Origin of the sequence: Nocardia caishijiensis NBRC 108228, from assembly GCF_001612825.1 — a bacterium.
GTDB lineage: Bacteria > Actinomycetota > Actinomycetes > Mycobacteriales > Mycobacteriaceae > Nocardia > Nocardia caishijiensis.
The window spans coordinates 1-13,911 of record NZ_BDBE01000044.1 but is presented as its reverse complement, the minus strand read 5'-3'; the positions used below and the strand labels follow the sequence as shown (position 1 = coordinate 13,911).

Genomic DNA, 13,911 nt, shown 5'->3' with positions numbered 1-13,911 from the left:
GGCCGCGTCGGATCCGCGGCAGCCGTAGGCATAACGGAGCGATAACGCCTACGCTCGTCACATGGGAGAACGGGTTCTTGTGACACTCGACGGTGTGGTCGCCGACGCGAACACGCCGTCGTTGTATGCCGACGACATCGGAGCGCTGCGCGGCGACGGTGTGTTCGAAACGATATTGGTGCGCGGCGGCACGGCCACCGCGCTGGAATTCCACCTGGCCCGGCTGCGCCGCTCGGCCCAGGCGCTCGAGCTGCCCGAGCCGGGGCTGGCGAAGTGGCGCAGCGCGGTCGAGCTGGCGGTCAAGGAGTGGGGCGCGGAGGAAGAGGGCGTGCTTCGCCTGATCTACACCCGTGGTCGCGACTCCGAACTCGACACCCCCGGCTCCGGCCTGGTGCCCGACGAACCGACGCCGACCGCGTACGTGCTCGTCTCCCCGGTGTCCGCGCGGGTCGCGCAGGCGCGCGCCGAGGGCGTGAAGGTGATCTCGCTGGCCCGAGGCATCTCCGTCGACCTGGCGCAGGCGGCGCCGTGGCAGCTGCTCGGCGCGAAGACGCTGTCGTACGCGACGAACATGGCCGCGCTGCGGTTCGCCCGGCGGATGGGCGCCGACGACGTGATCTTCCACAGCACCGAACACCGGGTGCTGGAGGGTCCGCGCTCGACCGTGGTGATCGCGCGCGACAAGCAGCTCATCACCCCGCCCGCCAAGATCGGTGTGCTGCCGGGCGTCACCCAGCGGGCGCTGTTCACGGTGGCGGAGAAGAAGGGCTGGGAGTGCAAGTACCAGTCGATCTTCACCGCTGATCTGTTCGATTGCGACAGCATCTGGCTGCTGTCGAGCGTGACGCTGGCGGCGAGGGTGAACCAGCTCGACGGTGTGCGGCTGTCCGCGCACGACAATGTCGAGGAGATCAAGGACATGGTCGACGCGGGGATCGACCGGCCGGGGACCATCGGCGACTGGTGAGCGCCCACGGGGGCGCGGGTGGGCGCGCCCCTGCGTCGAGTCGTGGCGGTTGTCACCCTTGATCGGGGTATCCGTACGCGTACTCTCTACTACGAGACGTCGTAGTAGAGGATGGAGGCCGGATGGACACCCTGGACATCTCCCGGTGGCAATTCGGAATCACCACGGTCTATCACTTCGTCTTCGTTCCGCTCACCATCGGATTGGCGCCGCTGATCGCCATGATGCAGACGGCGTGGGTCGTCACCGGTGACGAGAAGTGGTACCGGCTCACCAAATTCTTCGGGAAACTGTTCCTGATCAACTTCGCCCTCGGCGTCGCCACCGGCATCGTGCAGGAATTCCAGTTCGGGATGAACTGGAGCGAATACTCCCGCTTCATCGGTGACGTGTTCGGCGCACCCTTGGCGCTGGAAGCGCTGGTCGCCTTCTTCATGGAATCGACCTTCATCGGCCTGTGGGTGTTCGGCTGGACGCGGTTGCCGAAACTCGTTCACCTGGCGACCATCTGGATGGTCGCGATCGGGGTGAACGCCTCGGCCTATTTCATCGTCGCCGCCAACTCGTTCATGCAGCACCCCGTCGGCGCCAGGTACAACCCCGAGACCGGGCGCGCCGAACTGGAGAGCATCTGGGCGCTGCTCACCAACAACACGACGCTGGCCGCGTTCCCCCATGTCGTCGCCGGATCCTTTCTCACCGCAGGCACTTTCGTCGCCGGTATCGCCGGTTGGTGGATGGTGCGCAACGCGCGCAGTGGCGACGCGGACAAACTCGAGCAGGCGCGCACGATGTGGCGGCCCGCCGCCCGCGCGTCACTGGTCGTCATCGCGGTGGCCGGGAGCGCGGTGCTGCTCACCGGCGACATCCAGGGCAAGCTGATGTTCGAACAGCAACCGATGAAAATGGCGTCGGCGGAATCGTTGTGCCACACCGAGACCGATCCGGACTTCTCCGTTCTCACCGTCGGCACGCACAACAATTGCGACAGCGTCGTGCACGTGCTGAAAGTGCCGTACGTGCTGCCCTATCTCGCCGAAGGCAAATTCGACGGCGTGACCCTCGACGGTGTCGTCGACCTGCAGAAGACCTACAACGTGAAATACGGTCCGGGCGACTACCGCCCCAATCTGTTCGTCACGTACTGGTCCTTCCGCGCCATGATCGGGCTGGCCGCCGGGTCGGTGCTGCTGCTGTTCGTCGGATTCTGGATGACCAGGGGCGGGCGTGTTCCCGACCAGCGCTGGTACTCGTGGCTGAGCCTGCTCGCCATCCCGGCACCGTTCCTCGCCAACAGCGCGGGCTGGGTGTTCACCGAGATGGGACGCCAGCCGTGGGCGATCGTGCCCAACCCCACCGGCGACCCGAACATCCGGATGACGGTGCAACAGGCGGTCTCCGAGCACGCGCCGGGCACGGTGTTGTTCTCACTGATCGTGTTCACGCTGCTCTACGGTGTGCTCGCGGCGGTGTGGTTCTACCTGATCCGCCGCTACACGATCGCCGGACCCGACGAACCGGCGCGTCACGATGGTCCGCCCGCCGATGAACAACTGTCCTTCGCGTACTAGGAGACGGCGATGAGTCTGCAACTGTTCTGGTTCATCCTGATCGGCGTGCTGTTCACCGGCTACTTCGTGCTCGAGGGTTTCGACTTCGGCGTCGGAATGCTCATGCCGATCCTCGGCAAGGGGTCCGACACCCGACGGCGCGTGGTGCTCAACACCATCGGACCCGTGTGGGACGGCAACGAGGTCTGGTTGATCACCGCGGCCGGTGCCATGTTCGCGGCGTTCCCCGAGTGGTACGCGAGTCTGTTCTCCGGGTTCTACCTGGCGTTGCTGCTGTTGCTCGTCGCGTTGATCCTGCGGATCTGCGCGATCGAGTACCGCGCCAAGATCAACGATCCGACGTGGCGGGCGTGGTGCGATCGCGGCATCGGGATCGGTTCCTGGATTCCGGCACTGGCCTGGGGATGGGTGTTCGCGAATCTGGTGCGCGGTGTGCCGTTGAACGAAGACCATCAGATCGTCGGCTCGGTGGGGGACCTGTTCAGCCCGTACGCCCTGCTCGGCGGGCTCGCCACCGGCACCCTGTTCCTGCTGCACGGCGCGGTGTTCCTGGTCCTCAAAACCGGTGAGGAGGTGCGCGCGGACGCCGAGCGGGTGGTCCGGCTGCTGCTCGCGCCGACCGCGCTGGTCGTCGGCGGGTTCGGGCTGTGGACGCAGCTCGCCTACGGCACCGGCTGGACCTGGGCGGCACTGGGCGCGGCCGTGCTCGGACTCGCCGTCGCCGCCGCGGCGAACACGCTCGGACGCGACGGCTGGGCCTTCGTCGGCACCACGCTGACGGTGATCGCGGCGACCGCGCTCATCGTCGGCTCGATGTACCCGAACGTGCTGCCCTCCACCATCAGCCCGATGTTCGACCTGACCATCGACAACGCGTCGTCCTCGCCGTACACGCTGAAGGTGATGAGCTGGGCCGCGCTGCTCGCCACGCCGGTGGTGCTGATCTACCAGGGGTGGACGTACTGGGTGTTCCGCAAGCGGCTCACCGTCGGCCAGATCCCGGCGCACACCGGACTTCCGTTCGTCGGTAAGGAGTGAGGTGATGGGCGCGCTCGACGATTCGGCGGGGGCGCCTGGAACCCACGCCGGAACTCAGGTCACGGAGGTAGGACACGAATCGGACGCGCGGCGGGTGCGCGGGCCGATCGACCCGAGGTTGCTGCGCTATGCGCGATCGGCGCGGCCGCATCTGGTGGTCTCGGTGCTGATCGCGCTGGTCATCACCGGGACCATCGTGGTGATGGCGGTGCTGTTGGCGCGGGTGCTCGCCGGGGTCATCACGGATCCGGCACGGCGTGACTTCGGTTCGTGGACGACCGAACTGGTCGTGCTCGGTGTCGTTGTCGCGGTTCGTGGGGTGGCGAGTTGGTGGCAGGCGCGGCTCGCCCATCGCGCGGGCAGCGCCGTGGTCGCCGAACTGGAGAACAGTGTGCTGCGGGCGGGGGCGCAACTCCGCCCCCGTGAACTCGACGCGCGCCGCACCGAGCTCGCGGTGGTGGTCGGCAACGGGCTCGACGGGTTGCGCGGGTGGTTCACCGGGTACCTGCCCGCGTTGCTGCTTGCCTGCCTGGTGCCGCCGATCGTGCTGGTGGTCATCGCTTTTCACGATCCGACGTCGGCCCTGATCGCCGTCGTCACGGTGCCGCTGATCCCGCTGTTCATGGTGCTCATCGGACTGCTCACCCAGGGTCGCGCCAAGGCGACCCTCGCCGCGAGCACCCGGCTGTCGGATCAGATTCTGGACCTGTTCGCCGGAATGCCGACGCTGCGGGCACTCGGGCGCGAAGGCCCGGGCGTGAGCGGCATGGCGAAACAGGTGGCGGCCCTCGGGGATTCGCTCCGGCAGCGGACCATGCAGTCGTTGCGGATGGCGTTCCTGTCCTCGATGGTGCTCGAGGGACTGGCCACGCTGAGCGTCGCGCTGATCGCGGTGGCCATCGGCTTGCGGCTGGTGTTCGGGGAGATGACGCTCTACGCCGGGCTGGTCGCCTTGATTCTCGCGCCGGAGGTGTACTGGCCGCTTCGTCAGGTGGGGGAGAAGTTCCACGCGGCGCAAGACGGGATGGCGGCCGGGGAGCGAGCCTTCGCCGTGCTCGATTCGGTCGGCGCGCGGCAGCGGAGCCCGTCGGTCGGGCAGCCCTCGGTTTCGGCGGACGGCGGTGCCGTGCGGGTGGATCCGGTTTCGGCGGACAGCTGTGCGGTGCAGGTGGAGCGGCCCGCTGGCGCAGTGGAGTCCGGCGGTGGCCCGAGTGGATCGCGAATTCATTTGCGCGACTTGACCGTCGCCGCGCGAAGCGGAACCGCACCGCACCGGCTGTCCGCTGAGCTGATGCCGGGCGCGGTGACCGTGCTGACCGGACCGAACGGCTGCGGGAAATCGACCACGCTGCAAGCGATTCTGGGACTGATCGAACCCGACAGTGGGGCGGTGCTCATCGACGGAACCGATGTCCGCGACCTCGACGACGACGATCGGTGGGCGCGCGTCGCCTGGTTGCCGCAGCGCCCGGTGCTGGTCCCGGGCACCCTGCGCGAGAACATCGAACTGCTCGGTGCGCCTGGCACCGCCGCCGACCTCGATCGGCTGGAACAGACCAGCGCCGCAACAGGATTCGACGGAGTCCTCGACGAACTCCCACAGCGCTGGGATACCGTGCTCGGCCAGGGCGGCACCGGCCTGTCGCTCGGCCAACGCCAGCGCCTGGCCCTCACCCGCACCCTCGCCGCCCACCGCCCGATCCTGCTCCTCGACGAACCGACCGCCCACCTCGACGCGACGAGCGAACAGCGCGTCCTCACCACCCTGCGCGCCCTAGCCGCCGAAGGCGCGACCGTGGTCGTCGTCGCCCACCGCCCGACGATCCTGGCCGCCGCGGACGTGGTGGTCGAGGTCGTCGGGGTAGGTGCCGGACGTCCGTCGGCCACGACCGCTCAGGAGTGGGCGCATGTGTGTGACCGGTGATGACCGAGTGGCTGTGAGTGCTGAGGGGCGGGTGCACGCGTGTGCGACCGGCGATGGGCGAGGGGCAGTGAACGCTGAGGGGTGGGTGCGCGCGTGCGTGACCGGCGGTGACCGAGTGGCTGTGAGTGCTGAGAAGCGGGCGCATGCGTATGCAACCAGCGATGGGCGAGGGGCGGAGAACGCTGAGGGGTGGGTGCGCGCGTGCGTGACCGGCGGTGACCGAGTGGCTGTGAGTGCTGAAAAGCCGGTGTATGTGTACGCGACCGGCGATGGGCGGGGCTCAGTGAAGGCTGAGCGGCGGGTGGATGCGTGTGCGACCGACGATGGGCGAGGGGCGGCGAAGGCTGAGGAGCGGGCGCATGCGTGCGCGATCAGCGGTGAGCGAGGGGCTGTGCGGGCTGAGGAGCGGGGGACTGTGTGTTCGGCGAGCGGCGAGCTGCGGTTGTCGAGGTCGGCTGCGGTGGGAGCCGGTGATGCCGATAGCGCCAGTTCGCGGTGGGAGGATTGGCGAGGCGGTACGGGTGGGAGGGTGTTGTGATCGCGGATCTGCGGGCGATGTGGCGTCTGCTGGGGCTGTCACCGTGGCGGGTGGCGGTCGCGGTGGCGTGGGGTGTGCTGGCGCTGGGGAGCGGGCTGGGGCTGGCGGCGCTCGCGGCGTGGTTGATCGCAAGGGCCTGGGAGATGCCGCCTGTGCTCCATCTGAGTGTGGCGGTGACGGCGGTGCGGGCGCTCGGTATCTCGCGGGGCCTCGCGCGGTACCTGGAACGGCTGGCCACCCACGACGTCGCCTTGCGGGCCATGACGACAGCGCGCACCACGGTCTACCGCACCCTCGCCCACTCCGACATCTGGCGGTGGCGTGACCGGACAGCCGAGGCGATCGAAGGCGGCTCGGCCGGGCCCGGCGGGGCGGGCGTCGACAGCAGCGCGCGCTGGGGCGACTTGCGGCGCGGAGATCTGCTGGCACGGGTGGGGGCCGACATCGATGACCTCGGCGCCGTGGTGGTGCGGGTGTTCGTCCCCGTGGCCGTGGCGGTGATCCTGTCGGTGGCCGCGGTCGGGCTGATCGCGACCATCTCCGTGACCGCCGCCGCCGTTCTCGCCGCGGCACTCGCGGTGTCGGGGGTGGCGGCACCGTGGTTGTCGGCGGTGGCGGGGCGGGACGCCGAGCGCGCGGTGCGGCGGGACCGGGGCGAATTCACCGCCGAGGCGCTCACCGTGCTCGATCACGCGCCCGAACTGCGGGTCGCCGGACGGTTGGACGCGACGCTGGCAGTGGCGGAACAGGCCTCCACGCGCGCGGTCGCCGCCGAGGACTCCGCCGCCTCGCGCAGCGCGTGGGCCGCCGCCGCGACCCCGCTGTCGATCGGCATCAGCGCCCTCGGCGCCCTGCTGGTCGGCATCGCCGCCTACGGCCCGACCGGCGGCCTCCCCGGCGGAATGACCCCCATGGCCCTCACCATCCTGGTGCTGGTCCCCCTTTCAGCTTTCGAATCCGTCGCCACCCTCCCCGCAGCGGCAACCACCCTCACCACCTCCCGCGCAGCCCTCCACCGCCTCCGCTCCCTCGCCACCACCCCACCCCCTTCACAGCACTCGCCCACCCGGGCGGACTCGTCGGTCGGGGCGCCGGGTGCGGGACACCGTTTGCCGCTCGCGTTACCTGCGGGGCAGCGGATCGCCGTGGTCGGGGCGAGCGGGGCGGGGAAGACGACCCTGCTGATGAGCTGGGCCGGGTTGTTCGATACTCCGCGTGCGGGGGTCACCTTCTTCGCCGAGGACGCGCACCTGTTCGGGACGTCGATCCTCGAGAACCTGCGGGTCGCGCGCGGTGATCTCACCGAGGACGAGGCCGAAAGTGCCCTGCGCACGGTCGGTCTCGGCGCCTGGCTGGAGACCCTGCCGCAGGGCGTGCACACCGCGCTGACGGCGGGGGCGGCCGCTGTCTCGGGTGGTCAGCGCAGGCGGCTGCTGCTGGCGCGGGCGATCATCTCGCCAGCCGACACCCTGCTGCTCGACGAGCCGACCGAACACCTCTCCGCCGCCGAGGGCGAACAGCTCCTGCGCGATCTGCTCGACTCCGACAGCGGTCTGGTGGCGCCGCGCCGCCGCGTCGTCGTGGTCACCCATCAGCTGCCCGCCGACCACCGCGCCGACACGGTCGTCACAGTGGACCGCACCGGGGCGTGCCGTGTCGAGCGTCGGTCGCTGTCCGGTCAGTGAAGCGATCTACGCAGGTCAGAGCCCTCGAAAAATCAATTGCCGACCTCGCGGCGGCCCGCTAGATTCATCGGTACACAAGAGAGGAGGTGGTCTGAAGAATGTATGTTCAACGGATGCGTGAGGTGGCTGCCCGCTAGCAGCACCCCTGTGGGAGATTCCCCAGCGGTGCGCTGAGCGAATCCCAGGCAGACACCCGACCCCCGAGCCCCCGGACTATCCACCCGGGACCGCCACGTTCTCCGGAACGAGACGGTACGGCTCGGGGGTCGCTCCATGTTCGGGGCGGGGAAATCGCCCTGCTCGGAGGTGGTATCAGCCGCTACGATGAGTGCATGACCGTCGACCCGGTGCGCGACTGGCCGATTCCGCCGAGCGGTGGCTTCACCGTTGACGACTTTCTCCAGATGCGCGACCTGCCCAAGCACACCGAGTTGATCGACGGGGGTCTTGTTTTCGTGAGTCCGCAGCGGAAATGGCACCGGCAGGTACTGGACATGTTCCGTTTGGCACTCGACGCACAGGCACCCGAGGGTTTGCGGGCCGACCGGGAGATGGCGGTGCGGCTCGGGCCGCGGCAGATGCCCGAACCTGACGTACTCGTTGTTACTTCCGAGGCGTTCGACCGCCCCGAGCCGGAGAGCTACTACTTCGCCGACGACCTCGTGCTCGCAGTCGAGGTGGTGTCTCCTGACTCGGAGGAGCGCGATCGGGACACCAAACCAGGAAAGTACGCGCGGGCGGGCATTCCCCACTTCTGGCGGGTCGAACGCAGCTCGGACGACCGTGTCGTGGTCTACGCCTATGAGCTGGATACCGTCTCCACCTGCTACGTCCCGGTCGGGATCTACCACGAGCGGTTGAAGACCGTTTCCCCGTTCGACATCGACATCGACTTGACCACCGCCAAGGAACGCAGCTGAACGATTGTGCTCCCAACCCGGGAGCAGGGTGGGACCCCGGGAATCCTCAGCCGATGTAGCGCTGCAAACGGGCAGACAAACGGGGGATGAGCGCGCCGTCGGGGTCGACTCGTTCCTCGACGTAGGCCAGGTCGCCACCTTCGACGATGCCGTACAGACGTTTCGCGCCGCCGACGACAGCGCCGGACTGGCTGCGGATCACCACGTCGGTGGCCAGTTCCCAGGACGACTGGGTGCGGGCGGTGCCGTAGAACAGTTCGACGACGCCGGAGCTGTGGGTGAGCAGCAGTTCGAGCATTTCGGTGTCGGCGTCGGTGCCGACCCGCCAGTACCCGCTCTCACGCAGGTCGGGGCGCTCGTAGTTGCCCTCGGTGTCGAGCTTCCAGGTCTGCGACTCCCAGACCAGGTAGTCGCCACCGTCGTGGGAGACGACGATCTGCTGCCCGAAGCGGTAGTCGCCGTCGGCGGGGTGGTGGCCTTCGCCCTCGCCGCGCCACACACCGACCATCGGCAACAGGGCGAGCATGGCGTGGTTCAGATCGGGACCTTCGCGCAGATTCGCGGTGTCCTCGGGCAGCGGAAGTCCCGGCAGGACCGAAATGTTTCGGACGCCGGTCTCTTTCGCTCTTTCGGCGGCGACGTTGACCGCCTCGTCGCCGCTGCGACGCTCGGCCGGAGCGCCTGGTACTTCGCTCGCTCGCTCGGCCGGATCGGAACCCTCGCTCGCGAGCCCGCTCATGACACCGACTCCATGGAGCCATGAGCTGTGGCCTGCGTGGTTACACTGCGCTGCCGCCTCCGGCCACTGACGCTCATGACTCGGTGAACAGCCGGTAGAAGACGTACAGGCCGAACCAGCCGATGAGGATCGACACGGCGATGAGGAGAATCTCGAAGAAGAGGACCACGGATCGAAGTCTAGCGACCCCGCGACCGAGATACGAAAACGACCCTGGTAGTTCCCGCACAGGAACTACCAGGGCCGTTGTGAGGACTTACTTGGCGACCGCGACGTCGACCGAGTGGATGCCCGCGCCCTCGGGGCGGACCTCGGCCGAACCGTTGCCCGACGCCGACAGCGCGCGCAGGGTCCACGAACCCGGTGCGGCGAAGAAGCGGAAGTCACCGGTGCCCGACGCCACGACCTCGGCGGTGAAGTCACCGTTGCCGTCGAGCAGGCGCACGAACGCGCCGCCGACCGGCTGACCGTCGGTGCTCAGGACGCGGCCGGTGATGACCGTCTCCTTCTCCACGTCGACGCCGGCCGGGATGGCCTGTCCCTGGGTAGGTGCTGCACACATGTTGATTACGCTCCCAACTCGATAGGTGCACCGACGAGCGAACCGTATTCGGTCCAGCTGCCGTCGTAGTTCTTGACGTTCTGGTGGCCGAGCAGCTCCTGCAGCACGAACCAGGTGTGCGAGGAACGCTCACCGATGCGGCAGTAGGCGATGGTCTCCTTCTCGCCGTCCAGGCCCGCGTCCTTGTAGAGCTCGGCGAGCTCGGCATCGGAACGGAAGGTGCCGTCCTCGTTCGCGGCCTTCGACCACGGCACGTTGATCGCGCCGGGGATGTGGCCGGGGCGCTGCGACTGCTCCTGCGGCAGGTGCGCGGGAGCCAGGATCTTGCCGGAGAACTCGTCGGGGCTGCGCACGTCGACCAGGTTCTTGGTGCCGATGGCGGCGATGACCTCGTCGCGGAAGGCACGGATGCTCAGGTCGGGGGCGGCGGCCTTGTACTGGGTGGCCGGGCGGTTGACCGCGTCACGCGAGAGCGGACGACCGTCGAGCTCCCACTTCTTGCGGCCACCGTCGAGCAGCTTGACGTCGTTGTGGCCGTACAGCTTGAAGTACCAGTAGGCGTAGGCGGCGAACCAGTTGTTGTTGCCGCCGTACAGCACCACGGTGTCGTCGTTGCCGATGCCGCGCGCCGAGAGCAGGTCGGAGAACTGCTCCTGGTTCACGAAATCGCGACGGACCTGATCCTGCAGGTCGTTCTTCCAGTCCAGGCGAACGGCGCCTTCGATGTGGCCACCCTCGTAGGCGGAGGTGTCCTCGTCGACCTCGACGAAGACGACGCCGGGGGCGTTGAGGTTCTCTTCGGCCCAGTCAACGGAGACCAGGACATCGGAGCGAGCCATGTTGTTCCTTTCAGAGTGACGTGCAGGAGGTCAGTTCGGTGCCGGGGCGGGAGTTGTCCGGCGGAAGCGGGCTACCAGCGGATAGATCTGGCAACCCAGGCAGACCCCGAACGCCGCGTTCAAGAACGCCGCGAACAGGGCGAAGCCGGCGAACACCGCGCCGACGATCGGGGAGCCGAGCGCGAAGCCCAGCAGGGAGACACCGGCGAACACGAAGCCGAGCGCCTGCGCGAAACGCAGCGGGGGCACGGGTTCGGTCTCGGTGGGCGGGCCGAGTCGCGGCGCGACGAACGCCGCGTAGATCCGGCCGTAAGGGTGCTTGGCGGGACCGGCCGCCGCGCCGATCGCGAACACCACGGCCTGCAGGCCGATGAGGATCGCGGCGGCGACGGGGGAGACGGTCGCGACGAGCAGTACCGCGACGAGCACGCCGGTGGTCACCCAGGCCACGAAACGTGGCCCTCGGACATCGACGCGAGGTGGTGGATCGGAAAACGAGGTCATGGTGCGAACTCCTGCGCTGAGACGATTCAGGGGGATCTGCCAGTACGCCGGGGGATCGAAACGATCACTCGCGCGGCGCACAGAGGTCGGCGTCAGGAATCTCGGGAGAGAAGCCGACCGGTCAGCGGCACAGGCAGCAACAACCACCGAGGCGACACAGGTCAACTGTGCGGCGTCGGGTGAGCATCAGCTCGTGGTCGGTTTGCACGAGGAACAGTTTACCCGGTCTCGCCGGGGAATGGGCAGGCCCCCTGGAAACCGGGGACAACGTCACACTGTGAGCGGCTCGAGGGCGGTGCGCAGATCGCCCGCCTTCGGCACACCGGAGATGCGGAAACGTTCCCGGCCCTCGGCGTCGAAGACGAAGGTCGTGGGCAGGGAGAGCACGTTGAGTTCGCGGGCGAGCGCGGGTTCGGCGTCGATGTCGATCTCGATGTCGCGCGGCGCGTTCGGCGAATCGGCCAGTTCCGCGGTGACACCGGCGACCACCCGGCGCACGGCGTCGCACGGACCGCACCAGTCGGCCGAGAAATGCAGGACCGCGGGCACCGAACCGGAGACACCGACCGCGTCGAGCAGGCGGGCCCGCTGTTCGGTGTCCGGGTCGAGCGTGGCGGGCCGGACCCGGCCCTGGTTGCGGCGCAGCAGCAGGCCGACCGCGACGGCGGCCAGCACGACGGCGGCGAGTACGGCGAGTTCGATCATGGTTGCTGCAATCGGTCCAGGTCGATGGTGACGTTGCGGCCGACTCCCTCGACGACGATGTGCCCACCCAGCGCCTCGACCTCGGTCGGCCGGACGCCGAACGGCAACTCCTTGGTATCGATCGTACGGCTGAAGCGCTCGAGCACCGCCCCGCGATCGGCCTCGAGGATCTCCGATTCGCTGGTCTTGGTTGTGTCGGCCGGACCGCTGTTCTTGTCCTGATAGAAGCCGGTGGCCTGGATACGCACCAGGTCGCCGTCGAGCATCAGGTCGGCCTGGATCTGCACCCGCACCCGGGGCGCCGAATTCGACGGGGTGACTCCCGCGCCGAGAACGCGCCCGTTGGGCGCGGTCGGCAGGGTGCCGGTGAGCACGAGCGCGCCCCCGGTGGTCATGCCGGAACCGCCGGAACCGCCCGTGCCGTCGGACTTGTCGGCCGGTCGGGTGTGGACCTGCAGGTCGGGGATGCCGAAGAGCCTGCCGAGCTCGGTCGGCTCGATGCGCATACGGGCGTCGACCCGGTCAACCTGCACGCTGCGCGCCTCACCGTCGAGCAGCTGACTCGCCGGGGCGTGCAGACCGTTCAAGGTGGCCTCGATCCCGATCTCACCGGGGATGTCGGGGCGCATGCTGCGGGCCCGGATCGCCACGTTGTCGTAGCGACCGGCCATGGCCTGGGCGGTGAAGGGGAAACCGTGGAAGGTCACTTCGGGATCGGCCGACAGATCGGCACCGGTCCGCAGCTGCCGCGACACGTGGTACTCGGTATAGGCGGCGGCGCCGAAATCGATGACCACCGCCAACCCGGCCAGGCACAGCAGCCCGATGATCAGCTTGCGCATGAGGTGAGACTAGCGCCAAGGCGACGGGCTACCGGGCGCCCGGTAGCGGCCGGACACTCGTAAGTGCGCCCGTGTTGCGAGGTCATCGACTGTGACGCGCTAATGTTGCACCGACTAACCCTGTGTTTCGGCGACGTAGCTGTGCGGCTGCTGTCGTCGCGCAGATACGAGATAGGAGGAGAGCCCGGTGGAGCTGCTCCTACTGACTTCCGACCCCAACCCGGACGCGGTGCTGCCCTCGTTGACGCTGCTCGCGCACAACGTCCGGCCCGCCCCGACCGAGGTGTCGTCCCTGCTCGAGGCGGGTAGCGCCGATGTCGCGCTGGTCGACGCCAGGACCGACCTGGCCGCCGCGCGCGGACTGTGCCGGTTGCTCGGCAGCACCGGTTCGTCGGTGCCGGTCGTGGCCGTGCTCACCGAGGGCGGACTCGTCGCGGTGAACGCCGACTGGGGCCTGGACGACATCCTGCTGCCCGGTACCGGGCCCGCCGAACTGGATGCTCGGCTGCGGTTGCTGGTCGGGCGCAACGGGGGTGTCGCCAGTCCTGAGAACACGGGCAAGATCACACTGGGTGAGTTGGTGATCGATGAGGGTACCTATACCGCCCGCCTGCGTGGTCGGCCGCTCGACCTCACCTATAAGGAATTCGAGCTGCTCAAGTACCTCGCCCAGCATGCTGGGCGGGTCTTCACCCGGGCCCAGTTGCTGCAGGAGGTCTGGGGTTACGACTTCTTCGGTGGTACTCGTACCGTTGATGTGCATGTTCGACGCTTGCGGGCCAAGCTCGGTAGTGAATACGAGTCCCTGATCGGTACTGTTCGCAATGTGGGCTACAAGGCGGTTCGTCCGGCCCGTTCCAGTGCGGCCAAAGGTGAAACGGTGAGCTTCGCCGACGAAGACGTGGACGGTACTGATCTCACGCCTGTCAACGGTACGGGGACGCCCTGACTCGGGTCCCACCTGGGCAGTTGTTCACCACGTTTTGGTGGCGGAAGTTACTCGGGTGATGCCGTCGCCGGAGCGGGGTGAGTGGCTGTCCAGGAAGCCGCGGCCGTTTTCCGACCGCGCGGCACCAG

13 protein-coding genes are annotated in these 13,911 nt (G+C 68.3%); 7 read left to right on the top strand and 6 right to left on the bottom strand.

Annotated features, from left to right (window positions below; genetic code table 11):
- Positions 1-61: 61 nt before the first annotated feature.
- The 6 genes from NC7_RS24665 (at position 62) to NC7_RS24640 (ending at position 8,643) form a co-directional block, all read left to right on the top strand.
- Positions 62-967 carry an aminodeoxychorismate lyase gene (locus tag NC7_RS24665; protein WP_067987175.1) on the top strand — a complete coding sequence of 302 codons (906 nt, stop codon included), beginning with the start codon at positions 62-64 and terminating at the stop codon, positions 965-967.
- Positions 968-1,089: 122 nt separating this feature from the next.
- Positions 1,090-2,538: a cytochrome ubiquinol oxidase subunit I gene (locus tag NC7_RS24660; RefSeq protein WP_067987171.1), complete on the top strand. Its 1,449-nt coding sequence runs from the start codon at positions 1,090-1,092 to the stop codon at positions 2,536-2,538.
- 9 nt (positions 2,539-2,547) lie between these two features.
- Complete coding sequence (cydB, locus tag NC7_RS24655) at positions 2,548-3,576, top strand: cytochrome d ubiquinol oxidase subunit II (protein ID WP_067987169.1); 1,029 nt, start codon at positions 2,548-2,550, stop codon at positions 3,574-3,576.
- Between the two features lie 4 nt (positions 3,577-3,580).
- Positions 3,581-5,500 carry a thiol reductant ABC exporter subunit CydD gene (gene cydD / locus NC7_RS24650; protein ID WP_084458772.1) on the top strand — a complete coding sequence of 640 codons (1,920 nt, stop codon included), beginning with the start codon at positions 3,581-3,583 and terminating at the stop codon, positions 5,498-5,500.
- A 555-nt stretch (positions 5,501-6,055) separates the two neighbouring features.
- A complete protein-coding gene (gene cydC / locus NC7_RS24645; protein ID WP_084458771.1) occupies positions 6,056-7,723 on the top strand; it encodes a thiol reductant ABC exporter subunit CydC in 1,668 nt (555 codons plus the stop codon).
- A gap of 332 nt (positions 7,724-8,055) precedes the next feature.
- The gene (locus NC7_RS24640; RefSeq protein WP_067987165.1) at positions 8,056-8,643 is read left to right on the top strand and encodes a Uma2 family endonuclease; all 588 of its coding nucleotides are present in this window, start codon (positions 8,056-8,058) and stop codon (positions 8,641-8,643) included.
- A gap of 46 nt (positions 8,644-8,689) precedes the next feature.
- On the opposite strand, the gene NC7_RS24635 is transcribed toward NC7_RS24640, so the two are convergent.
- The 6 genes from NC7_RS24635 to NC7_RS24610 form a co-directional block, all read right to left on the bottom strand.
- Complete coding sequence (locus NC7_RS24635) at positions 8,690-9,382, bottom strand: heme-binding beta-barrel domain-containing protein (RefSeq protein WP_067987162.1); 693 nt, start codon at positions 9,380-9,382, stop codon at positions 8,690-8,692.
- A 256-nt stretch (positions 9,383-9,638) separates the two neighbouring features.
- A complete protein-coding gene (locus NC7_RS24630; RefSeq protein ID WP_067492341.1) occupies positions 9,639-9,944 on the bottom strand; it encodes a DUF1416 domain-containing protein in 306 nt (101 codons plus the stop codon).
- Between the two features lie 5 nt (positions 9,945-9,949).
- Positions 9,950-10,783, bottom strand: coding sequence for a sulfurtransferase (locus NC7_RS24625; RefSeq protein ID WP_067987159.1), 834 nt, complete (start codon positions 10,781-10,783; stop codon positions 9,950-9,952).
- 30 nt (positions 10,784-10,813) lie between these two features.
- A complete protein-coding gene (locus NC7_RS24620; RefSeq protein WP_067987156.1) occupies positions 10,814-11,287 on the bottom strand; it encodes a DUF4395 domain-containing protein in 474 nt (157 codons plus the stop codon).
- A 270-nt stretch (positions 11,288-11,557) separates the two neighbouring features.
- The gene (locus NC7_RS24615) at positions 11,558-11,992 is read right to left on the bottom strand and encodes a thioredoxin family protein (protein WP_067987154.1); all 435 of its coding nucleotides are present in this window, start codon (positions 11,990-11,992) and stop codon (positions 11,558-11,560) included.
- Positions 11,989-12,834 (bottom strand): LmeA family phospholipid-binding protein, encoded by an 846-nt coding sequence (locus tag NC7_RS24610; RefSeq protein WP_067987151.1) that lies wholly within the window; start codon positions 12,832-12,834, stop codon positions 11,989-11,991. The genes NC7_RS24615 and NC7_RS24610 overlap by 4 nt, the downstream gene beginning before the upstream one ends.
- A 187-nt stretch (positions 12,835-13,021) precedes the next feature.
- Between NC7_RS24610 and NC7_RS24605 the strand changes: the two genes are divergently transcribed.
- A complete protein-coding gene (locus tag NC7_RS24605) occupies positions 13,022-13,783 on the top strand; it encodes a winged helix-turn-helix transcriptional regulator (protein ID WP_067987148.1) in 762 nt (253 codons plus the stop codon).
- Positions 13,784-13,911: the final 128 nt, after the last annotated feature.